The sequence below is a fragment of the Acidovorax sp. LjRoot194 genome (genome assembly GCF_964253015.1).
In the GTDB taxonomy this organism is placed as follows: Bacteria; Pseudomonadota; Gammaproteobacteria; order Burkholderiales; family Burkholderiaceae_C; genus Acidovorax.
Genome location: NZ_CAXUQB020000001.1, coordinates 329,754 through 350,590, shown reverse-complemented (window position 1 = coordinate 350,590; position 20,837 = coordinate 329,754). Strand labels below are relative to the sequence as shown.

Below are 20,837 nucleotides of genomic sequence, written 5' to 3'. Positions count from 1 at the left end.
GACCGACAAAACCGCGTGACCCCGCCTCGCGACCATGAGTGGCACCCGCTACTACACTGCCCCCATGAGCTCCCAACTGCTGATGATCGAAGACGATGCCCGCCTCGCGCAGATGGTGGGTGAGTACCTGGGCCAGTCGGGCCTGCAGGTCACGCACCGTGCCGATGGCAAAAGCGGCCTGGCGCAACTGCAAGGGCCCGAGGCCGGTGCGCTGCCCGACCTGGTGATCCTGGACCTGATGCTGCCCGACATGGACGGGCTGGAGGTGTGCCGCCGCATCCGCTCGCTGCAAGGCAGCGCGGCGCAGGTGCCGGTGCTGATGCTGACTGCCAAGGGCGACCCCATGGACCGCATCATCGGCCTGGAGCTGGGCGCCGACGACTATCTGCCCAAACCCTTCGAGCCGCGCGAGCTGCTGGCCCGCATCCGCGCCATCCTGCGCCGGCGCACCGATGGCGGCAGCACGCCAGCCACGCAGGCGCTGCGCTTCGGCACGCTCGAGATCGACCGCGACGCGCGCACCGTCACCGTGGCCGGCCAGCTGGCCGACCTCACCTCCTACCAATTCGACCTGCTCGTGGCGCTGGCCGAGCGCGCGGGCCGGGTGCTGACCCGCGACCAGATCATGGAAGCCGTGCGCGGCCGCGAGCTGGAGGCGTTTGACCGCAGCATCGACGTGCACATGGGCCGCATCCGCGCAGCCATCGAGGTCGATGCGAAGAACCCGCGCCGCATCCTCACCGTGCGCGGTGTGGGCTACGTGTTTGCCAAACAGCAGGACTAGCGGGTGTCCCTGTCCACACCGTTCTCCCGCCGCCTGTATCTGCGCATCTGGCTGGCCGTGGTCGGCGGCATTGCGGTGCTGACGCTGTCCGTGGGCTGGGCCTGGCGCATGGCCGAGGAGCAAAAAGCCCAGAATGCACAGCCCTTCGTGCCCCCGTCGCGCGAGATGGTGCTGCGCGACAACACGGGCAACGTGGTGCTGCGCGGCCTGGCCACACGCCAGCCCAGCGAGCCGGGCGAAGGGGCGGAATTCAACATCGAATCCGAAGACGGACAGCCCTTCGTGCTGCAGATGGCGCCGCGCCAGCCCCGGGGCGAGCGCGGTGAACGGGGCGGCGGCGGCCGGCCCGGCGACGCTTTCTGGACCCGCCCGCCCTTCGGATTTTTGTGGCTGCTGGGCATCGTGGGCCTGGCGGTGGCGATCGGCGTGTACCCCATCATCCGGCGCCTCACGCTGCGGCTGGAGGCGCTGCAGCGCAGCGTGCAGCGTTTTGGCGAAGGCGACCTCTCGGTGCGCGTGCCCGAGCAGGGGCAGGACGAGGTGGCCGACCTGGCGCGCCAGTTCAACGCTGCGGCGGAGCGGGTGGAGAAACTCGTCAAGTCGCACAAGTCGCTGCTGGCCAATGCCTCGCACGAGCTGCGCTCGCCGCTCACCCGCATCCGCATGGGCATGGAGCTCATGGTCGGGCAACAGCCCTCGCCCGCATTCCGCGAGGAGATCCTGCGCAACATCGCCGAGCTGGACCAGCTGGTGGACGAGATCCTGCTGGCCAGCCGCCTGGATGCGCACGAGGCCGATGTGGGCACCGTGGAGCTGGTGGACCTGATCGGCCTGTCCGCCGAAGAATGCGCCCGTGTGGACGCCGACCTGGACGTGAGCGCCAGCCCCGATTCGGTGGACGTGATGGGTGTGTCCAAACTGCTGCGCCGCGCCATCCGCAACCTGCTGGAGAACGCGCGCCGCTACAGTACGGGCGAAATCACCGTGGTGGTCAACCGCCGCCAGGGCCACGCCGAAGTGCGCGTGTGCGACCGCGGCCCCGGTGTGCCGCTGACGCACCGCGAACGTATCTTCGAGCCCTTCTACCGACTGCCGGGCGCCAGCGAACGCGCCGGTGGCGTGGGCCTGGGTCTGGCGCTGGTGCGCTCCATCGCCGGGCGCCACAACGGCACCGTGCACTGCGAGGACCGCGACGGTGGCGGCGCGTGCTTCGTGCTGAGGCTTCCGCTATCACATTGATAGCTGGTAGCGCTTGATGGGCAAGCGGTAGAGGTCTTTTTTACGCTAAAAAAGGCAGTTCAAACCTTTGAATCCGTTCCAAGCCGCTCAATTCTGGTGCTGTGGACGCCAGCGCCACGCCATGACCGCGTAAAGTACCGCCCCCAGCAGCAGCACCGACCCCGCCACGCCCAGCGCCCAGTCGAACCCCTGTGCCCGCGACCCCGCCCGCGCCAGCAGCGCGGCCGCCATGGGCGGGCCGGCGATCTGACCGATGCCGTACAGCGCCGTCATGAGGCCGGTGAAGCCGGCACCCGCCTGCGGCCACTGGTAGCGTGCCTCCTGCAGCGCAAAGAACGTGATGGCCGTGAACGGCAGGCCCAGCAGCAGGCTGCCCAGCGCAAAGCCCGCAGGCCCGGGCCACAGCACGCCCAGCGCCACCCCGCCGGCCTGCAGCACATAGGCCACGGCCAGCAGCCAGCGCCGGTCGCGCGTGGGGGCGATGCGCGTGGACAGCAGCGCGCCCAGCGCGACGCCCGCGCCGAAGATGGGCCAGAACAGGTCGGGCCACACCGAGCCCGCGGGGAGTGCAGCGCGCGCAATGACCGGCAGGAAGGTGGCGGTGACGATGTACCCCAGGCCCGCCAGACCATAGGCGATGGCGAGCAAGGCCCGCTCCGCGGCCGGGCGTGGCGCAGGCACCGAGGCCGCGCCGGTGCTGCCGGGCGCCGCAGCCAGGGGCGCCTCACCCCCTTGGAACACCGCCCAGGCGCCCGCGCACAGCACGGCTGCGAGCAGGCTGAAGGCCGCCCAGCCGGCCGCGGCGCTCCAGCCCGCGGCCACCATGGCACTGGTGGGCAGGCCGGTGATGACGATGCCCAGCCCCGGCCCGCAGAATATCAACCCGCCCCACGCCGGGCGCCCCAGGTGCGCCAGCCGCCCCATGCACCAGTTGGCCGTACCCAGAAACACCAGCGCGCTGGCCACGCCCGCCAGCATGCGCAGCAGCGGCCACACCGCGGGCCAGGGCAGTGCCAGCATGCCGGTGAGCAGCACGGTGGCCACCAGCCCGCCGCGCACCAGCGTGGCGTTGCCCGGCACGCCGCCCAGCCGGCGGCCCAGCCACGGAAGCGCCATGTACAAGAGCGCCCCCGCCAGGTAGCCGGCGTAGTTGGCCGTGGCCAGCCAGCTGCCGGTGGCGATGTCCACCACGCCGTCGTGCAGCATCATGGGCAAGAGCGGGGTGAAGGCGAAACGGCCGATGCCCATGGCGGCTGCCAGCGCCGCCATGCCGGCCAGGGCCACGCGCAGCGCTGCGGCGCCGTCGGTGTGCGGATGATCGGCGGAGGGAGAAAGAGACGCCTGGGTCACGGTGCAGGGTGGCGAAGGGTTGCCACGGGGGTGGAGGGTGCTTATCATCTTAGCAAGAGATTGAATTTTTGTAATTCATACTTTTTAAAGATGGAAAAAGCCCCACCCCTTCTGGACCTGGCCGCCCTCGACATTTTCCGCACCGTGGCGGCAGAGGGCAGCGTCACGCGCGCTGCCGAGCGGCTGTCGCGTGTGCAGTCCAACGTGACCACGCGGGTGCGCCAGCTGGAGGCTGACCTGGGCACGCCGCTGTTCCTGCGCGAGGGCAAGCGCATGGCGCTCACACCCGAGGGCCAGGTACTGCTGGGCTATGCCGACCGGCTGCTCGCGCTGGCCGAGGAGGCGCGGCAGGCGCTGCAACCCGGCCCGCCCGCCGGCCGCCTGCGACTGGGGTCGATGGAAAGCACCGCGGCCAGCCGCCTGCCCGCGCCGCTGGCGCGGCTGCACAGCCAGTGGCCCGGCGTGGCGCTGGAGCTGACGACCGCCGCGACCCGCGTGCTGGTGGAACGCCTGCGCGCGCACGCGCTCGACGCGGTGCTGGTGGCCTGGCCACCGGGCCAGCCCGCCGACCCGGCCCTGGAAACCCGGCCGGTGTTCACGGAAGAGCTGCTGCTGGTCCTGCCCGCCGGCCACCCGCATGCCGCCGGCCCCGACCAGGTGCAGCCCGGCACGCTGGCGGTGTTCGAGCCCGGCTGCACCTACCGCCGCATCGCGCAAGAGTGGTTTGCGCCCCGGCGGCAGCCGATGCAGTTGCTGGAGCTGGGCTCGTACCACGCCATCCTGGCCAGCGTGGCGGGCGGCGGCTGCGCGGGCATCGTGCCGCGCTCGGTGCTCAGCATCTCGCCGCACGCAGCATTGCTGAGCCAGCAGCCGATCACCACCATCACCACCTTGCTGACCTGGCGCCAGGGCTACCGCTCGGCCGCGCTCGATGCGCTGCAGCAGGTGCTGGTCGGCTGACCGCCTTCAGTTCGTTTCCCCTTTCTTTGTTTCCCACTTCATTTCCTTCTTTCTTTCACGGAACGTCACCATGCCCGACCGCAGCCTGCGCACCGCCCTCTCCCTTCGCCTGCCCATCGTGCAGGGGCCCATGACCGGCGCCGACACGCCGGCCCTGGCGGCCGCCGTGTCGGCGGCCGGCGGGCTGGGCACGCTGGGCTGCGGCATGCGCTCGCCGGCGGCCATGGCCGAGGCCGCCGCCGAGGTGCGCCGCCGCACCGACCGGCCCTTCGGCCTCAACCTCTTCGTGCAGGACACGCCCACGCCCGATGCCGCCACCGTCGATTTGGCGCTGGCGCGCGTGGCGCCGCTGTACGCCGAGTTCGGCCTGCAGGCCGCCGTGCCCGCGCGCTGGTGCGAGGACTTCCGTGCGCAGTTCGATGCCCTGGTCGAGGCGCGGCCCGCGGTGGCCAGCTTCACCTTCGGCATTCTCACGGCCGCACAGGTCGAGCGACTGCACAGCGCGGGCTGCTACGTGATCGGCACGGCCACGACGGTGGCCGAAGCCCTGGCCTGGGCCGACGTGGGGGCCGATGCCGTGTGCGCATCGGGCATGGAGGCAGGGGGCCACCGCGGCACCTTTTTGCCCACGGGCCGGCCGCAGGCCGAGGGACTTGCGCCTGCTCACTCCACCATGCGTGCGGGGATGCCATCACAGGCCGACTTCGCCGCCGCGATGGTGGGCGCGCTGGCGCTGGTGCCGCAGTGCGTCGACGCCTTGCGCCCCCGCGGCCTGGCCGTGATCGCGGCCGGCGGCATCATGGACGGCCGCGGCATCGCTGCGGCGCAGGCGCTGGGGGCCGAGGCCGTGCAGATGGGCACCGCCTTTCTCGCCTGCGATGAATCGGGCATCGGCCGTGCCTACCGCGACGCCATGGCCCAGGCCATCGCCACCGACACGCGCACGACCCGCGTGTTCTCGGGCCGCCCGGCGCGCGGCATCGTCAACCCCATGCTGCAGAAGCTGCACGCCCACGAGACCGATGTGCCGGCCTACCCCGTGCAGAACGCCCTCACCGGCGCCCTGCGCCGGGCCAGCGCCGAAGCCGGCCGCGCAGACCACCTCTCGCTGTGGGCCGGCCAGGGCGTGGCCGGGGTGCGGCCCATGCCGGCCGCACAGCTGGTGGCCGCGCTGGAAGCGGAATGGCGGGCCGCGCTGGCTGCGCTGGCTGCGCAAGCGGCGCTGCTGCAAGCGCAGCAACGCTATTGATTTGATAGCTGTTTGCGCTTTCTGAATAAGCGATAGCGGTTTATTTGATTCAAAATTCCCGACTCCGAGTCTCAAGTTTTGCGCCGTCTGCGCCCTGGCTTCGACAGGCTCAGCCCGAACGGATGAGGGGCGGGGTTAGAGCCCCTCGCGGGGTGAGACACCGGCCCTCTTAACTGGCGCGCCTCTAACGCCAGCGCACCCGTGGAACCGGCTTGTATGGTGGAGGTGTTGGGGTGGAGGGCCTGAGTACCGGCTATCGGCTTTGACCGACTGGCAAAGATAGCCCCCACCCCGCCCCTGAGCGTCGATAAGGAACTGAGCCGCACCTCAGCGCCGATCTGTAAGCAAGCTAACGCCTGTGGCGGGATTCCACCCCAACGATCGTCATTGTTCATTGGAGGAATCTCATCATGCAAGTACCCCTTTGTTTCATCGGCGTGGACGTCTCCAAGGCTGAGCTGGTCGTGGCCACCCACGGCCAGGACGCTTGCCTTGCCGTCGCTAACGAGTCCACTGCCATCGTGCAGTGGTTGCACACCCTGCCCCCTGGCGCGCTCCTGGCCATGGAGTCCACCGGCCGCTTTCACCAGCTGCTGGCCACCCTGGCCGCCGGCATGGGTTTGACGGTGTTCGTGCTCAACGCCCGCGATGTGTACTTCTACGCCAAGGGCCTGGGCGCGCGCGGCAAGACCGACCGGGTGGATGCCCGGATCATTGCCCGCTACCTGGCCGAGCACCACGAGCGGCTGCACCCGCACCGTGTCCCCAGCGCCTGTCAGGCCGAACTGGAGCAGTTGCTGGGCCAGCGCTGGACGGTGGTGACCAAGCGCACCGCGCTGCGCCAGTCGCTGCGCCAGTCGCTGCGCGACTGCAGCACGAGCATCGCGCAGGCGGCCGCGGGGCTGGAGGACGCCTTTGGCACCTTGCTGCACACCATCGATGGGCGCATTACGCAGTTGATCAAAGAGCAAGAGCAGTTGCACCGCGCTCGCACGTTGCTGCAAAGCATCGTGGGCATCGGTCCCCAATCGAGCGCGTTGCTGGTCACCGTGCTCGATCGCGTGGCGTTTTGCAGCTGTGATGCGCTGGTGGCCTACAGCGGGCTGGATCCCCGGGCCCACGACTCTGGGCGTAGCAGGGGGCGCAGGCACTTGTCCAAGCGAGGGAATCCGGCGATGCGCCACCAGATGTTCATGGCGGCGATGTCGGCGTGCCACACGGTCACGTTTGCGGCGACCTACCAGGCGTTGCGCGCCCGGGGGCTCAAGAGCACCGAGGCCCTGGTCGTGCTGGCGCGCAAGCTGCTGCGCATTGCCTTTGCTGTGTGGCGATCAGGCAAGCCGTTTGATGCTCATCGCATCACCCAAAGCGCTTGACTCGAACCATAGAACCTTTGCCGGGCCACTGGGTGCGTCCCCCTCCGGGGGAAGGCGCCGCAGGCGACTCAGGGGGAGCTTCAGCCAGTCCAGGGCAGCTCGCGCGCAGGCCCCAGGATGACGGGCGGCTGCGCATTGATTTTTTCACCCGCCAGCACACGCTCGTACATCCGCAGGTAGTTGCGCGCCATGCGCTCGGCGCCAAAGTGGTCGACCACGTGCTGGTGGCAGGCCCGGACATCGAAGCGGTTGTTGCGCACCGCCTCGGCCAGCACATCCGCTTCGGCCGACAGCACGCCGCAGTGCAGCGGCACCAGCTCTGGCAGCGCGCCGTACGGTGTGGAGAACACCGGACATCCGAAGTACAGGCTCTCGATCACCGCCAGCCCGAAGGGCTCGTGCCAGCGCACCGGAAAGATGAGCCCGCGCGATGCGTTGAGCAGCCCGGTCTTCTGCGTGCCGCCCACCATGCCGTGGAAATGGATCTTGCGCGACAGCGTCCAGCGAAAGCCCCGCTTGAAGTTGATGCGTGTGCCGCCCAGTACGTCGAGCTCCACACCCGCGCGCAGTGCCACCTTGATCGCGCCGCGCACGTTCTTCACGCCCCAGGCGGCCTTGCCCAGGAAGTGGTAGCGCGGGCGTGGCACGTTGAAGTCCACCGGGCCGTAGCCGCTCCAGTCCAGACCGTTGTAGACGAATTCGGTGGAACCGTACCGCGCCGCGTGGTCGCGCGACAGAAACACGGTGTTCAGCGGCAGCGGCTTGGGCTTGCGCGCGTTGCCGTGCTCGGTCACCAGGTAGGGCTTGCCCAGCTCGGTGCGCGGGTTGAACTGGAAGTGCGTGATGTCCACGCCCTTCGGGATCTGCCCTTCCCACGGCTCGTCCGGGCGGATGGGCAGCACGTCACCGAAGTCGCAGGTCGAGCCCTCGGGCACCAGATAGCTCACCCGGTGGCCTTGCTGGACCAGGGTCTTGCCCAGGTCCCAAATCACGCGCTCGGTACCGCCATAGCCGTAGACCGGGATGGGGGAGTTGTTGACCAGCAGGATGTGCATGAAGAGGGCTCTCGTCTCAGTTGTCCATGGTGCCAAGCGCCGCCCGCAACCGTTGAAACTGGCGCGGACCAGTCCAGGGCAGCCTGGCAAGGGCCGCCCCGCAGCGAGGGCTGCGTCCCCCTGCCCGCATTGCGCAGCAATGCGAGAGCGGGGGGAAGCGGCAAAGCCGCTCAGGGGGGTGTCGCATCTAAAACGGCCGTCCGCACCCAATGCGCGCGCGCCGCTCATGCAGGGCGGCCAGCAGCAGCGGGCACATGAAGAGGTAGAACATGTTGCCGCTGTTGTGCGCCAGAAAGACCTGCGTGAGGCCGAAGCCGATGTACGACAGCGGCAACAGCACGCCCATGAGGCACAGCGACAGCGATTCGCGGTCCATCTTGCCCGAACCGTCGCGGATGCGCCGGGCCGTCGGCCAGAACATCACGAGCGGGATGCCATAGAAGGCCAGCAGCAACAGCACGCCCGGAATGCCGCGCTTGGCGAACAGGTCCAGCACTTCGTTGTGCGCATGGCCGAACTCCAGCACGACGGGGTGCGCCTGCCCGGCCGCCACACGGCGCGCCTTCTCCTCGATGTACCCGGCGCGGCCCCAGCCCGTCAACGGCCGGTCCCAGCCCATCTGCCAGGCCAGGTGCCAGTGGGCCAGGCGCTGGCCCACCGAGCTGCGTCCGTCCCCGCGCTGCTGGTAGGTCTGCACCTCCGCCCGCGCTTCGTCCACGCGCTGCTCCACCGCCGGCACCTGCGACAGGGCCGCGGCCACCAGCGCCAGCGCGCACAGCCCCCAGTACACGCGCCGCTGGCCCGTGGTGCGCACCAGCAGCCAGGCGCACACGGGCAGCAGCAGCACCAGCGCCAGCCAGCCGCCGCGCGACTGCGACAGCACCGACCCCGCAGCGCCGAGGACCACGGCGGCGGCCAGCAGCAAGCGCTGCCACAGCACCCAGCGCCGCCACTGCACCACCAGCAGCAGGCCGCTCATCACGGCCAGCAGCATGCTCAGATTGCCGTACTGGATGGCATTGGTGAACCCGTTGGCGCGCGGCAGCGCCATCACGAAGGTCTGGTACAGCCCGACGATGCCGCTGCCCACCGCGCCCACGGCCACCCCCATCCACAGCCACGAGGCACGGGGCTCGAACGTCATGAGGTAGAAGATGCACGGGAGCGCCAGCAGGTACTTGACGGGGCGGTCCATGCTGCCCCAGCCCCAGGTCGCCCCCACATCCAGCAGCCACAAGGCCGCCATGCACGAAAACGCCGCCGTCAGCCACCACGCGGCACGCGGCGCAGGGCGCTTCCACCAGACGGGCGCACTCGCAAGCGCCGCCAGCAGCAGCAGCGCTGCACCGTAGGAATAGCCCGAAGGCAGCCACAGCGCGAAGCCAGGCACCATGAACGCACCGACGCTCGCACAGCGCCCCAACCAACGGTAGGTCTTCATCACCGGATCACACGGCCTGTCAGGCTGTCTCGGTCGTAGTGCAGCGCTGCATAACGAAAGAACCCCTCCAGCGCCACAAAAAGACAATACAGAAAACCCGCGCCGCCGCACAGGAACCCCAGGCGAAACACATACAGGCGCAGAAACATCGACAGGCCCGAGGCCAGGCCGCGCAGCACGCCGCCGCGCTGGCCCTTCTCGGCGCGCTTGGCGGCGCCGAGCATCACGTACTGCGTGAGCTTCTCCAGGCTGCCGCGCACCGTGGTGCGCGAGTAGTGCAGCAGGCGCGCCTTGATCAGGCGGCGCGGCACGTCGGCGCCGCCGGGCTGGGGATGCAATTGGGCTTGCTCGTGCACCACGCCGGTGTATTCCTTGACCATGCGGCGCACGAAGAGCCGCTCGATCTGCGACTGCGAGCGAAAGTGCGTGAGCTCGTGCCCGAACGCCACCATGCGCCAGCGGATCTTCCACACGGCCTGCTCGCCCGAGCGCACGATGGCCTGCAGCTCCTGCGCGAACGCAGGCGTCATCACCTCGTCACTGTCGAGAAAGAAGATGTAGTCGCCGCGCGCATGGGCCAGCAAGCGGTTGCGCTGCACGGCAAAGCCCTGCCAGTCGGGGTGGCTGTGCACTTCGGCGCCCAGGCCCTGCGCGATGGCCACGGTGCCATCGGTGCTGCCGCTGTCCACCACCAGCAATTGGTCGGCAAACGCTGCACTGCGCAAGCAGGCTTCGATGCGGTGCGCCTCGTTGTGGGACAGCACCGCCACCGTCAACGTGGGCGACGGCGTGCCGCCCCCGGCTGCCACTGACATCAATCAATGACCAGCGTGTACGTGTTCGCCCGCCTTGAGGCGGTAGACAGTTCCGCAGTAGGGACACTTGGCCTCGCCGGAGCGGGCCACGTCCAGGTACACCTTGGGGTGGGTGTTCCAGATTTTCATATCGGCCTTGGGGCTGGGGCAAAAGACGCCACCCTGGGGGTTGAGGTCCTTGGCCAGCAATTCGATGACAGCTTGCGACATATGTATTCGTTTTCCTTGATGCACCGCCGCGTCGGCGGTGCTTGAAACTGGCCTGCCCGGTGCACCCGGGCACCCGGTCGCCCTCGGCGGTCTGTGCCGGGTGGTGGAGTTCGCGAAGCGGCTCCGTCAGGGCTGGGTCACACCTTCGTGAGCCAATGGGCGTATTGGGGGTTGCGGCCGTTGACGATGTCAAAGAACGCGGTCTGGATCTTTTCGGTGATCGGGCCGCGGCTGCCCACATAGCCGTCCTTGCCAAGCTCGATGCGGTCCAGCTCGCGGATCGGCGTCACTTCGGCCGCGGTGCCGGTGAAGAAGGCTTCGTCGGCGATGTAGACCTCGTCGCGCGTGATGCGCTTTTGCACGATCTCCAGGCCCAGGTCCTTGGCGATGTGGAACACCGTGTTGCGGGTGATGCCGTTCAAGGCCCCCGCCGACAGGTCGGGGGTGTAGATCACGCCGTTCTTCACCACGAAGATGTTCTCGCCCGCGCCTTCGGACACGAAGCCGGAGCTGTCGAGCAGCAGCGCTTCGTCGTAGCCGTCGTCGAGCGCTTCCATGTTGGCGAGGATCGAGTTGGTGTAGTTGCTCACTGCCTTGGCCTGCGTCATGGTGATGTTGACGTGGTGGCGCGTGTAGCTGCTGGTCTTGACGCGAATGCCGCGCTTCATGCCCTCTTCGCCCAGGTAGGCGCCCCAGGCCCAGGCCGCCACCATCAGGTGGATCTGGTTGCCCTTGGGCGACACCCCCAGCTTTTGCGAGCCGATCCAGGTCAGCGGGCGCAGGTAGCCCGACTCGAGCTTGTTCTCGCGCACCACGGCCCTCTGGGCTTCGTTCACCTCTTCCTGGGTGAACGGGATCTTCATGCGCAGGATCTTGGCGCTGTTGAAGAGGCGCTCGGTGTGCTCCTGCAGGCGGAAGATGGCCGTGCCGTCCGCCGTCTTGTACGCGCGCACGCCTTCGAACGCGCCGCAGCCGTAGTGCAGGGTGTGGGTCAGGACGTGGATCTTGGCGTCGCGCCAGTCCACCATCTGGCCGTCCATCCAGATCTTGCCGTCACGATCGGCCATCGAGGGAACTACGGGGCTCATGGGTATCCTTGGTTGCTGTGGGTCGCAAAGGCGAGATTTTAGGCGACCGCCGCCCGGCTGCCGCCCTAGGGCGCACCCTGCACCGGCAGGGCACCGGCGTACGCCTGCTGCGCACAACCGTACCGATCCAGCCGCACGGCAGCGATAAAAGCGCCTGCCTACGGCGCGGCTGGGGGCGAGACCGGCTCCTCGCTCTGGGGCCGCACCAGCTCCCACTTGACCAGCTTGCCGTTGCGGAACTCGCAGGTCACGTGCGACTGGGTGCCGTCGGTCCATCGGTAGATCTCGGGCTCCGTGTCTGCCGCCGACAGCTGCTCGCCCAGCGACTGGGTCATCGCCACCACGTGCATGAGGTTCACCCCCACGCTCAGCCGCGCGTTCAGCATCACCGCGCTTCCCACATAGCCCATCGGACGATTGGCCGCCTTCTTCATCACTGTCATGAGGCGGGTGAAATGCAGCAGGCCCCACATCACCAGCCCCCCGGCCACGGCCGCCACGCCCGCCCAGCCGTAGGCCACGAAACCAAAAACGATGACCCCGACGATGCCCAGCGGTACAAAGATATTGCGCAAATTCATGGCCGCTATTGTCTTATGAGTGCCTGGCGGCTCCGCCCAATCCCCCGCGCCTTGGTCGCCCTCGCTCCTGCAAGAGGGTTCGCGAGCGTCGCCACCAAAGTGTTTCGTTGTGTAAGCGCTACATTAATCAAATTAGCGCACAGCGGCGCCCCATCTTGCTCTGCCGGGTGTTTACTGCAGGCACCGAAGCACCAAAAATGCAGGTTCTTCCTTCTGGAGATCATGGAATGAAACTGGATAACGTGCGCCTGGCGCCCAAGCTATGGGGTTCTATCGTGGGTCTGCTGGGTGCCATGCTGCTGGTCTCGGTCTGGGCACAGCACCAGGCCGGCCGGGTGATGGACCGCACCCTGGAGTCGATGGCATCGTTCGAAAACCGCATCACGCTGGCAGTGCAGTGGAAGGGCGCCACCGAGACCACCGGCGAGCGCGTGCTGGCCAGCAACGCCACCCCCGACCCGGACCTGACCACCCTCTTCGACGGCCGCGTGAAGGCGGGCATCGCCGGCATCTCGGCCATCCAGGCCAAGGTGCTGGAGCTGGCCACCACCCCCGCCGATAAGAAAGCGCTGGAGCGCGTGGCCAGCGAGCGCAGCAATGTGCTGGCCCTGAACAAGCAGGCCCGCGAGATCAAGCAAGGGGGCGACGGCGCCGCCTTCAAGGCCTTCATCGAGAGCAAGTACTTGGCCGCCATCGGCAGCTACGTGGACAGCCTGGAAGCCTTCGTGCAGTTGCAGCAAAGCCAGCGCGACGCCGCGCGGCAGGAGGCCCAGGCCGCCCGCACCCAGGCCAATGTGCTGGCCTGGCTGACGCAAGGCATCGTGTTCGTGCTGGGCCTGGTGCTGTCGTTCCTGCTGGTGCGTTCCATCACACGCCCGCTGAACCGCGCAGTGGAGTTGTCCGATGCGATTGCCGCCGGCAACCTCACCGTGTCGGCCGACGATGACCGCCAGGACGAGTTCGGCCACCTGCTGCGCTCCGTCTCGCAGATGGCCGCGCGCCTGCGCAGCCTGGTGGCAGAAGTGCGCAGCGGCGTCGATTCGATGTCCAACGCCTCGGTGGAGATCGCCACCGGCAACCACGACCTGTCGGCCCGCACGGAGCAGACCGCTGCCAACCTGCAGCAGACCGCCGCCAGCATGGAAGAACTCACCGCCACCGTCACCCAGTCCGCCGACACGGCGCGCCAGGCCAACCAGCTGGCGTCCACCGCCGCGCAGGCCGCCACGCGCGGCGGCGAGGTCGTGGCACAGGTGGTGGAGAGCATGCAGCACATCACCAACAGCTCGCGCAAGATCGCCGACATCATCGGCGTGATCGACGGCATCGCTTTTCAGACCAACATCCTGGCGCTGAACGCGGCGGTGGAAGCCGCCCGCGCGGGCGAGCAGGGCCGGGGCTTTGCGGTGGTGGCCAGCGAAGTGCGCGGCCTGGCGCAGCGCAGCGCCGAAGCGGCCAAGGAGATCAAGAACCTCATCGGTGCCTCGGTGAACACCGTGGAAACCGGCTCCGGCCAGGTGGCGCAGGCCGGGCAGACCATGGACGAGATCGTCGCCAGCGTGCGCCGCGTGTCCGACCTGATCGGCGAGATCACCGCGTCGTCGAACGAGCAGCGCGACGGCATTGGCCAGGTCAACCAGGCCGTGAGCAACCTGGACCAGATGACACAGCAGAACGCCGCGCTGGTGGAAGAATCGGCCGCCGCGGCCGCGTCGCTGCGCGACCAGGCCCAGCGCCTGTCCGAGGTGGTGTCGGTGTTCAACGTGGGGCACACGCCCGCAGCGCCCACCCCTGACCGTGCTCCGGCACCCCGGCCGGCGGCGCCCCGCGTGTCTGCCGCCACTGCCGCGCGCAGCCCAGCGCCAGCCCTGCGTCCCGCCAAAGCACCTGCGGCAAAGGCCTCGGGTACAGCCCCAGCTGCGGCCACCGCCCGCAAGCTTCAGGCTCCGAAGCCCACCGTGGCCCCAGCCGCCACACCCGCTGCCACTGCACCGAAGGCCACCAAGGGCTCGGACGACGACTGGGAATCCTTCTGACGCACCGGCTTGGCAGCACCCGCCCCTTGCAGCGGGTGCTGCGGGCTGTCGTCGCGGGCTGATCTAATAGCGCAGTCTCTCCTTTCGCCCACGGCCCCTTCATGCGCAACGCACCCCTTCTGCTCGCAGCCCTGGTGGCTGCCCTGTCCACCACCACGGCATCCGCCCAGCACATGTTCAAGTGCACAAACGACAAAGGGCAAACGACCTACTCGGACCGCGCGTGCGAACAGGCACCGCGGCCTGCGCCCCCGGCCGCACGGCCAGCGGTGGCCACTGCCCCTGCGGCCAGGGCCAGTGCGCCCGCCGCCGCTGCGCCAGCCACCAGCAGCAACAGCGCCAAGGCCGAGCCCATCACCAAGCTGACACCGGCGGTGGTCGAGGCCGTGCTGCAACGCGCCGTCGACCTGGGGGACCGCAAGGACTACCGCGGCCAGTGCGCGCTGGCCGCACCCGACCTGAATTTCAAACTGACAGACCACAGCAACTCTCCGCCGAGCGTGTACTCCGGCGGGCGAGGCGACATCTGCGCGCTGCAGCAACAGTCCGCCCAGGCGATGCAGGCCGGGGGCCTGCGCTCTTCCACACGCCTGAACAAAATGGACATTCGCGTCAGTGCCGACGGCACGCAAGCCACCGCCAAATACGAGTCTGCCGCTGCCATCTCCATGGAAGGCCAGCACGCACTGACCATGCAATGCACGCGCGAGGAAGTGCTGGGCCTGTACAGCGGCACCGTGCTGTACAAGCGCGTCACCGCCGTCTGCAGGCCCGTGGGCTGAGCCCGGCCACCTGGTCGCCTAGCCGATCTCCCGCACCACGTTCATCGCCTCTTCCACCCGCTCCACGGCGTGGATGGTGAGGCCTTCGATGGGCTTCTTGGGCGCATTGGCCTTGGGCACCACGGCCACGCGAAAGCCGAGCTTGGCGGCCTCCTTCAAGCGCTCCTGACCGCGCGGCGCGGGCCGCACCTCGCCCGCCAGCCCCACCTCGCCAAACGCCAGAAAGCCCTGCGGCAGCGCCTTGCCGCGCAGGCTGGAGGTAATGGCCAGCATCACAGCCAAATCGGCAGCGGGCTCGCTGATGCGCACGCCGCCCACCGCATTCACGAACACATCCTGGTCCATGCAGGCCACACCGGCGTGGCGGTGCAGCACGGCCAGCAGCATGGCCAGGCGGTCCTTGTCCAGGCCCACGGACAGGCGCCGGGGGCTGGGGCCCGCGCTGTCGACCAGCGCCTGGATCTCCACCAGCATGGGCCGTGTGCCCTCCAGCGTGACCATCACGCAGCTGCCGGGCACCGGCTCGCTGTGCTGCGACAGGAAGATGGCGCTCGGGTTGCTCACGCCCTTGAGCCCCTTTTCCGTCATGGCGAACACGCCGATCTCGTTGACCGCGCCAAAGCGGTTCTTGATGGCCCGCACCAGTCGGAACTGGCTGTGCGTGTCGCCTTCGAAGTACAGCACCGTGTCCACCATGTGCTCCAGCACGCGCGGGCCGGCCAGGGCCCCTTCTTTCGTCACGTGGCCCACCAGCACGATGGCCACGCCCGAAGCCTTGGCCGCACGCGTCAGGTGGGCCGCGCATTCGCGCACCTGCGCTACCGAGCCCGGGGCCGAGGTCAGCTGGTCGGAGTACACGGTCTGGATGGAGTCGATCACCGCCACGGCGGGCTGCATGGAATCGATGGTGGCCAGAATCTTTTCCAGCTGGATCTCTGCCAGCACGTTGACCTGGCTGTGGTCCAGCCCCAGCCGGCGCGATCGCAGCGCCACCTGCGCGCCGCTTTCCTCGCCCGTCACATACAGCGTGGGCAGGCCGGCGCGCTGCAGCGCGTCGAGCGCCTGCAGCAGCAGCGTGGACTTGCCGATGCCCGGGTCGCCGCCGATGAGCACCACGCCGCCTTCGACGATGCCGCCGCCCAGCACACGGTCAAGCTCGTCGATGCCGCTCGGGGTGCGCTCCACGTCGCTCGCCTCGATGGCCGACAACGGCATCACCGCCTGGGCCTGGTTCAGGCCCGCGAACTGCGGCGTGCTGTAGCGGTTCTTGCCGGGCCCTGCGTCCGCCACGGCTTCGATCAGCGTGTTCCAGGCGCCGCAGGCGGGGCACTTGCCCAGCCAGCGCGGGCTGGTGCCACCGCACTCGGTGCAGGTGAAGACAGTTTTTTCTTTGGCCATGGCAAGAGTTGAAGAGGGAGCGTTCGGCAGGGCGGGCTGCAGACTATAGCGGCGCCGGTGCGGCGCCAGCAGACGGTGCAGCGCGCACAGGCTTGCCATCATCGGCAAAATGCACGCATGCACACACCCACCAACCGCTTCAAGGCGGCCATGGCCCAGGGGCAGGCCCAGATCGGCCTGTGGCTGGCCCTGGCCGACGCCTACACGGCCGAGATCGTCGCAGGCACCGGCTACGACTGGCTGCTGGTCGACGGCGAGCATGCGCCCAACGACGTGCGCTCCATCCTGCACCAGCTGCAGGCCATCGCCAGCGCCACCGCCGCCCTGCCCCCTGGCGCCACGCCGCCCCACGCCATCGCCCGCGTGCCGGTGGGCGACACCGCGCTGATCAAGCAGTACCTGGACATCGGCGCGCAGACGCTGCTGGTGCCCATGGTGGACACGGCCGAGCAAGCCCAGGCCCTGGTCCGCGCCACGCGCTACGCCCCCGAAGGCGTGCGCGGCATGGGCAGCGCCCTCGCCCGCTCGTCGCGCTGGCAGGCCTATCCGCAGTACGTGCACGAGGCCAACGCGCAGGTCTGCCTGCTGGTGCAGGCCGAGACGGTGGAGGCGATGCGCAACCTCGATGCGATTGCCGCCACGCCGGGTGTGGACGGCGTGTTCATCGGCCCGGCCGACCTGTCGGCGTCCATGGGGCACCGGGGCGACCCCGGCCACCCGGATGTGCAGGCGGCCATCCACGAAGGCATCGCGCGCATCCTGCGCGCGGGCAAGGCGCCGGGCATCCTGGCGACCAGCGAGGCGCAGGCGCGCGAATGGCTGGCCGCCGGCGTTTTGTTCGTGGCGGTGGGTGTGGACACCATGCTGCTGGCCAGCGCGGCGGCCGACCTGGCGGCGCGCTTTCGGGACACGGGCGGCGCGACGACGCGACCGCTGGGCTACTGACACAGCCCCTCTTTGTCTCTTCCTTTATTTATCTATCTCTCCATTCCCTGACTGAAAGCCTTGACGATGAAAGCATGTATCTACGGCGCTGGCGCCATTGGCGGCTGGCTGGGCGTGGCCCTGGCGCAGGCGGGCTGCGACGTCAGCCTCGTGGCGCGCGGCGCCACGCTGCACGCCTTGACGGCCGACGGCCTGCGCCTGCGCCGCCCGGATGGCACGGTGGTGCACACCGCAGTGACTGCGCAGGACAACCCCGCGGCGCTGGGCGTGCAGGACCTGGTGGTCGTGGCCGTCAAGGCGCCAGGCCTGCCAGACGTGGCGCAGGCCATGGACCCGCTGATAGGACCTGACACCATCGTGCTCACGGCCATGAACGGCGTGCCGTGGTGGTTTCTGGACGGCTTTGGCGGCGCGGCGCAAGGGCAGGCACTGCAGTCCGTGGATGCCGGCGGCGTGATCGCCCGTGCCATCCCCAGCCGCAATGTGGTGGGCAGCGTGGTGCACACCAGCTGCTCGCTGGAGGCGCCAGGCTTTGTGCGCCAGCATTTCGGCAACCGCCTCATCGTGGGCGAGCCGGACGGCAGCCAGAGCGCGCGCCTGCAGACACTGGCCGCGTTGCTGCAGCGCGGCGGCATCGAGGTGGAAGTGTCGGACCGCATCCAGCGCGACATCTGGTTCAAGCTCTGGGGCAACCTCACCATGAACCCCATCAGCGCGCTCACCGGCGCCACCACCGACCGCATCCTGGACGACGACCTGGTGCGCGGCTTCATCTCGCACGTCATGCTCGAAGCCAAGGCCATCGGCGAGAAGCTGGGCCTGCCCATCGACCAGCAACCCGAGGACCGCCACGCTGTCACGCGCAAGCTGGGCGCTTTCAAGACCTCGATGCTGCAGGACGTGGAGGCCGGCAAGCCCATGGAGATCGATGCGCTGGTGGGCGCAGTGCGCGAGCTGGGCCAGATCACCCACACGCCCACGCCGCATACCGATGCGCTGCTGGGCCTGGTGCGGCTGATGGCACAGACCCGCGGTCTCTACTAGTTCCGTTCCGTTTTCCTCAACCCGACCCGAATCTCACCATCACCATGCTCAAGCTCTTCTACGCTCCCGGCACCTGCGCCCTCGCCGTCCACATCGCCCTGCACGAGGCCAACGCGGGCCACGAGGTGGCGCGGCTGGACTTTGCCAACAGCCAGCAGCGCAGCGCCGAGTACCTGGCCATCAACCCCAAGGGCCGCGTGCCCGCGCTGGTCACCGACCGCGGCGTGCTGACCGAAACCCCGGCACTGCTGGTGTACGTGGCGCAGCAATTTCCCGAGGCGCGGCTCGCACCGCTGGACGACCCTTTCGCGCTGGCGCGCCTGCAGGAGTTCAACAGCTACCTCGCATCCACCGTGCACGTGGCGCATGCCCACGGCCGGCGCGCGGGCCGCTGGGCCGATGAGCCCGAAGCCATTGCAGCCATGCAGCGCAAGGTGCCGCAGACCATGACCGAGTGTTTCGAGGTGATCGAGCAGCACTACCTGCAAGGCCCGTGGGTGCTGGGCGAGCACTATTCGGTGGCCGATGCGTACCTCTTCACCATCGCCGGCTGGTTGAAGAGCGATGGCGTGGACATCGCGACATTCCCCAAGGTGGCCGCCCACTTCGAGCGCGTGGCGGCGCGGCCTGCGGTGCAGCGCGCGTTGGCGTGAGGGTTGTGGCACCGGGTTGAGGCGCTGCTGTGCAAGGCCTCGACAGGCTCAGCCCGCCAGCGCAAATCCTGCCACTCGCCCTCTCCCCAAAAAAGAAAGGCCCCTGCACCTTCACAGCGCCGGGGCCTTTTCATGTCCACCACTGCCAGCGGATCAATTCACCTTCAGATACCGCCAGTCGATGCGGTTGTCCGCACGGTGCGGCACGTCCACCTTCTGCGTGGCGGCCCACGGGATCACCTGGTTGTACAGCGGGATGTGCGAGATCGCCTCGTGGTCCTGCACCAGCACCTTCTCGATGAGCGTGTTGCGTGTGGGTGCGTCGGTTTCCTTCTTGATGCGCTCGATCAGCGCGTCCTGCTGCGGGTCGGAGTAGCGGCCCAGGTTGAAGTTGCCGTCACCACCCGCGCCGGGCGAGCGGATCAGCGACTGCAGCGAGTAGAACGCGTCGAAGGTCGGCACGCCCCAGCCCAGCAGGTAGATGCTGGCCTCGTTGCGCTGGATCATCGGGAAGTACGTGGCAAACGGCAGCGAGCGCAGCTTGGCCTTCACGCCGATCTTGGCCCAGTGCGAGGTGATGGCCTGGCACAGCTGCTCGTCGTTGATGTAGCGGCCGGCGCTGCAGGCAAAGTCCACCTCGAAGCCGTTGGGGTAGCCCGCATCGGCCAGCAGCTTCTGCGCGGCCTTGGCGTCGTAAGGCCAGCGCACGTCGGCCTTGGGCGTCCAGCCGTTCACCTGCCGGGCGATCAGCGTGCCCGTGGGCTGCGCCAGGCCGCGCAGCACCACGCGCTGGATGGCGTTGATGTCGATGGCCTGGTAGAGCGCCTTGCGCACCCGCACGTCCTTGAGCGGGTTCTTGCCCTTCACGTCGGAGCCAGGCAGCTCTTCACGGTACTGGTCCAGGCCCAGGAAGATGGTGCGGTACTCGGCGCCTTCCAGCACCTTGAGCGTGGGGGTCTGGCGGATGCGCGCCAGGTCCTGCAGGCTCGGGTCGATCACGAAGTCGATCTCGCCCGACAGCAGCGCGGCAGTGCGCGTGGCGTCGGCCTTGATGGGGGTGTAGACCACCTCCGTCACGTTGGTGGGGAACTGCGACTTGCCCCACCAGTGCGGGTTGGGCTCGAGCACCACGCGCTGATCGGGCGCCCAGGATTTGAGCTGGAACGGACCAGTGCCCAGCGCATTGCGGTGGGCAAAGTTTTCGTCCTTGGTCTTGATGTCCTTGGGTTCGACCGACTTGTTCTTCTCGGCCCAGGCCTTGCTCAGGATGCGCAGCTCGGTGAGCTGGTTCACCAGCACGGGGTTGGGCAGGTCGGAGAAAATGTCAATGGTGTGAGCGTCCACCTTCTCGATGCGGTCGATGCCCAGCGCATACACGGCGTAGTTGGAGCTCTTGGCCTTGGCGCGCTCCAGCGAGAACTTGGCGTCGTCGGCCGTGAAGTCGCTGCCGTCGCTGAACTTCACGCCCTTGCGCAGGGTGATGCGCAGCTGCGTGGGGCTCACGCGCTTCCATTCGGTGGCCAGGGCGGGCTCGGTCTTGAAGGTCTTGCTGTTGTACTCGACCAGGGTGTCGTACACGGCAGCGTGCAGGGTGTTGTTCACGCCCACGTTCTGGGCATGGATGTCCCAGGACGAAACGTCCACCGCACGGGACCAGCGGAAGGTCTTTGCCTGGCCGGCCAGGGGCAACGCAGTGGCAATGGCCGCGGCCAGGAGAAGGGTCTTGAAACGCATGGGGGAAATCACTCCAGATCAGTCGATGCCCGCACTATGGATCAAAGCGCAGGTTTCGCTAACGAACTTATCCTTCTTAGCTTAGGCGTGCCTGCAG

General features: G+C 68.4%; 19 protein-coding genes. 10 read left to right on the top strand and 9 right to left on the bottom strand.

The annotated features are described in order from the left end of the window. Nucleotides 1-64 precede the first annotated feature (64 nt). Nucleotides 65-784, top strand: a complete 720-nt coding sequence (locus ACSQ3N_RS01630) for a response regulator (protein WP_056164882.1) — start codon at nt 65-67, stop codon at nt 782-784. A gap of 3 nt (nt 785-787) precedes the next feature. Continuing rightward, a complete protein-coding gene (locus ACSQ3N_RS01625) occupies nt 788-2,023 on the top strand; it encodes a HAMP domain-containing sensor histidine kinase (RefSeq protein ID WP_056164883.1) in 1,236 nt (411 codons plus the stop codon). A gap of 87 nt (nt 2,024-2,110) precedes the next feature. Here the strand turns inward: ACSQ3N_RS01625 and ACSQ3N_RS01620 are convergent, their stop codons facing one another. Next, the gene (locus tag ACSQ3N_RS01620; RefSeq protein ID WP_369817121.1) at nt 2,111-3,421 is read right to left on the bottom strand and encodes a YbfB/YjiJ family MFS transporter; all 1,311 of its coding nucleotides are present in this window, start codon (nt 3,419-3,421) and stop codon (nt 2,111-2,113) included. A gap of 42 nt (nt 3,422-3,463) precedes the next feature. Between ACSQ3N_RS01620 and ACSQ3N_RS01615 the strand changes: the two genes are divergently transcribed. From ACSQ3N_RS01615 to ACSQ3N_RS01605, 3 genes are all read left to right on the top strand, one after another. Beyond that, entirely contained in the window at nt 3,464-4,333 is an 870-nt protein-coding gene (locus tag ACSQ3N_RS01615; RefSeq protein WP_396506650.1) for a LysR family transcriptional regulator, read from the top strand. A gap of 70 nt (nt 4,334-4,403) precedes the next feature. Next, on the top strand, nt 4,404-5,582 hold the full coding sequence (locus ACSQ3N_RS01610) for an NAD(P)H-dependent flavin oxidoreductase (protein WP_436145430.1): 1,179 nt from the start codon (nt 4,404-4,406) through the stop codon (nt 5,580-5,582). Between the two features lie 410 nt (nt 5,583-5,992). After that, the gene (locus tag ACSQ3N_RS01605; RefSeq protein WP_436145429.1) at nt 5,993-6,958 is read left to right on the top strand and encodes an IS110 family transposase; all 966 of its coding nucleotides are present in this window, start codon (nt 5,993-5,995) and stop codon (nt 6,956-6,958) included. A gap of 80 nt (nt 6,959-7,038) precedes the next feature. Here the strand turns inward: ACSQ3N_RS01605 and ACSQ3N_RS01600 are convergent, their stop codons facing one another. The 6 genes from ACSQ3N_RS01600 to ACSQ3N_RS01575 form a co-directional block, all read right to left on the bottom strand. Next, entirely contained in the window at nt 7,039-8,013 is a 975-nt protein-coding gene (locus ACSQ3N_RS01600; RefSeq protein ID WP_436145428.1) for a glycosyltransferase, read from the bottom strand. Nucleotides 8,014-8,200: 187 nt separating this feature from the next. Continuing rightward, the gene (locus tag ACSQ3N_RS01595) at nt 8,201-9,454 is read right to left on the bottom strand and encodes an O-antigen ligase family protein (protein WP_056163379.1); all 1,254 of its coding nucleotides are present in this window, start codon (nt 9,452-9,454) and stop codon (nt 8,201-8,203) included. Further along, complete coding sequence (locus ACSQ3N_RS01590; protein ID WP_056163460.1) at nt 9,454-10,269, bottom strand: glycosyltransferase family 2 protein; 816 nt, start codon at nt 10,267-10,269, stop codon at nt 9,454-9,456. Before ACSQ3N_RS01590 ends, ACSQ3N_RS01595 begins: the two co-directional genes overlap by 1 nt. A 3-nt stretch (nt 10,270-10,272) precedes the next feature. Continuing rightward, nucleotides 10,273-10,479: a zinc-finger domain-containing protein gene (locus tag ACSQ3N_RS01585; RefSeq protein ID WP_056163376.1), complete on the bottom strand. Its 207-nt coding sequence runs from the start codon at nt 10,477-10,479 to the stop codon at nt 10,273-10,275. Between the two features lie 137 nt (nt 10,480-10,616). Then, nucleotides 10,617-11,567 (bottom strand): branched-chain amino acid transaminase, encoded by a 951-nt coding sequence (locus ACSQ3N_RS01580; protein WP_056163373.1) that lies wholly within the window; start codon nt 11,565-11,567, stop codon nt 10,617-10,619. A 158-nt stretch (nt 11,568-11,725) separates the two neighbouring features. Further along, nucleotides 11,726-12,148: a hypothetical protein gene (locus ACSQ3N_RS01575; protein ID WP_056163371.1), complete on the bottom strand. Its 423-nt coding sequence runs from the start codon at nt 12,146-12,148 to the stop codon at nt 11,726-11,728. A 227-nt stretch (nt 12,149-12,375) separates the two neighbouring features. Between ACSQ3N_RS01575 and ACSQ3N_RS01570 the strand changes: the two genes are divergently transcribed. Both ACSQ3N_RS01570 and ACSQ3N_RS01565 read left to right on the top strand, forming a co-directional pair. After that, nucleotides 12,376-14,184 carry a methyl-accepting chemotaxis protein gene (locus ACSQ3N_RS01570; RefSeq protein WP_436145427.1) on the top strand — a complete coding sequence of 603 codons (1,809 nt, stop codon included), beginning with the start codon at nt 12,376-12,378 and terminating at the stop codon, nt 14,182-14,184. Between the two features lie 101 nt (nt 14,185-14,285). Next, nucleotides 14,286-14,966, top strand: a complete 681-nt coding sequence (locus ACSQ3N_RS01565) for a DUF4124 domain-containing protein (RefSeq protein WP_436145426.1) — start codon at nt 14,286-14,288, stop codon at nt 14,964-14,966. 18 nt (nt 14,967-14,984) lie between these two features. Here the strand turns inward: ACSQ3N_RS01565 and radA are convergent, their stop codons facing one another. Then, nucleotides 14,985-16,364, bottom strand: a complete 1,380-nt coding sequence (gene radA / locus ACSQ3N_RS01560) for a DNA repair protein RadA (protein ID WP_056163361.1) — start codon at nt 16,362-16,364, stop codon at nt 14,985-14,987. Nucleotides 16,365-16,481: 117 nt separating this feature from the next. On the opposite strand from radA, the gene ACSQ3N_RS01555 reads away from it, so the two are divergent. The 3 genes from ACSQ3N_RS01555 to ACSQ3N_RS01545 all read left to right on the top strand — a co-directional run bounded on the left by ACSQ3N_RS01555 (nt 16,482) and on the right by ACSQ3N_RS01545 (nt 19,006). After that, entirely contained in the window at nt 16,482-17,309 is an 828-nt protein-coding gene (locus ACSQ3N_RS01555; protein WP_436145425.1) for an aldolase/citrate lyase family protein, read from the top strand. A 66-nt stretch (nt 17,310-17,375) separates the two neighbouring features. Then, nucleotides 17,376-18,353, top strand: coding sequence for a 2-dehydropantoate 2-reductase (locus ACSQ3N_RS01550; protein WP_056163356.1), 978 nt, complete (start codon nt 17,376-17,378; stop codon nt 18,351-18,353). Between the two features lie 38 nt (nt 18,354-18,391). After that, nucleotides 18,392-19,006: a glutathione S-transferase family protein gene (locus ACSQ3N_RS01545; RefSeq protein WP_056163457.1), complete on the top strand. Its 615-nt coding sequence runs from the start codon at nt 18,392-18,394 to the stop codon at nt 19,004-19,006. 153 nt (nt 19,007-19,159) lie between these two features. Here ACSQ3N_RS01545 and ACSQ3N_RS01540 read toward each other — a convergent pair whose 3' ends face one another. After that, nucleotides 19,160-20,740, bottom strand: coding sequence for an ABC transporter substrate-binding protein (locus ACSQ3N_RS01540; protein WP_056163353.1), 1,581 nt, complete (start codon nt 20,738-20,740; stop codon nt 19,160-19,162). Nucleotides 20,741-20,837 lie beyond the last annotated feature (97 nt).

Excerpts from the sequence above, each read along its gene's own strand:
- ACSQ3N_RS01630 (WP_056164882.1), top strand. The coding sequence starts at position 65 with ATGAGCTCCCAACTGCTGATGATCGAAGACGATGCCCGCCTCGCGCAG.
- ACSQ3N_RS01620 (WP_369817121.1), bottom strand. The coding sequence starts at position 3,421 with ATGATAAGCACCCTCCACCCCCGTGGCAACCCTTCGCCACCCTGCACC.
- ACSQ3N_RS01615 (WP_396506650.1), top strand. The coding sequence starts at position 3,464 with ATGGAAAAAGCCCCACCCCTTCTGGACCTGGCCGCCCTCGACATTTTC.
- ACSQ3N_RS01610 (WP_436145430.1), top strand. The coding sequence starts at position 4,404 with ATGCCCGACCGCAGCCTGCGCACCGCCCTCTCCCTTCGCCTGCCCATC.
- ACSQ3N_RS01605 (WP_436145429.1), top strand. The coding sequence starts at position 5,993 with ATGCAAGTACCCCTTTGTTTCATCGGCGTGGACGTCTCCAAGGCTGAG.
- ACSQ3N_RS01600 (WP_436145428.1), bottom strand. The coding sequence starts at position 8,013 with ATGCACATCCTGCTGGTCAACAACTCCCCCATCCCGGTCTACGGCTAT.
- ACSQ3N_RS01595 (WP_056163379.1), bottom strand. The coding sequence starts at position 9,454 with ATGAAGACCTACCGTTGGTTGGGGCGCTGTGCGAGCGTCGGTGCGTTC.
- ACSQ3N_RS01590 (WP_056163460.1), bottom strand. The coding sequence starts at position 10,269 with ATGTCAGTGGCAGCCGGGGGCGGCACGCCGTCGCCCACGTTGACGGTG.
- ACSQ3N_RS01585 (WP_056163376.1), bottom strand. The coding sequence starts at position 10,479 with ATGTCGCAAGCTGTCATCGAATTGCTGGCCAAGGACCTCAACCCCCAG.
- ACSQ3N_RS01580 (WP_056163373.1), bottom strand. The coding sequence starts at position 11,567 with ATGAGCCCCGTAGTTCCCTCGATGGCCGATCGTGACGGCAAGATCTGG.
- ACSQ3N_RS01575 (WP_056163371.1), bottom strand. The coding sequence starts at position 12,148 with ATGAATTTGCGCAATATCTTTGTACCGCTGGGCATCGTCGGGGTCATC.
- ACSQ3N_RS01570 (WP_436145427.1), top strand. The coding sequence starts at position 12,376 with ATGAAACTGGATAACGTGCGCCTGGCGCCCAAGCTATGGGGTTCTATC.
- ACSQ3N_RS01565 (WP_436145426.1), top strand. The coding sequence starts at position 14,286 with ATGCGCAACGCACCCCTTCTGCTCGCAGCCCTGGTGGCTGCCCTGTCC.
- radA (WP_056163361.1), bottom strand. The coding sequence starts at position 16,364 with ATGGCCAAAGAAAAAACTGTCTTCACCTGCACCGAGTGCGGTGGCACC.
- ACSQ3N_RS01555 (WP_436145425.1), top strand. The coding sequence starts at position 16,482 with ATGCACACACCCACCAACCGCTTCAAGGCGGCCATGGCCCAGGGGCAG.
- ACSQ3N_RS01550 (WP_056163356.1), top strand. The coding sequence starts at position 17,376 with ATGAAAGCATGTATCTACGGCGCTGGCGCCATTGGCGGCTGGCTGGGC.
- ACSQ3N_RS01540 (WP_056163353.1), bottom strand. The coding sequence starts at position 20,740 with ATGCGTTTCAAGACCCTTCTCCTGGCCGCGGCCATTGCCACTGCGTTG.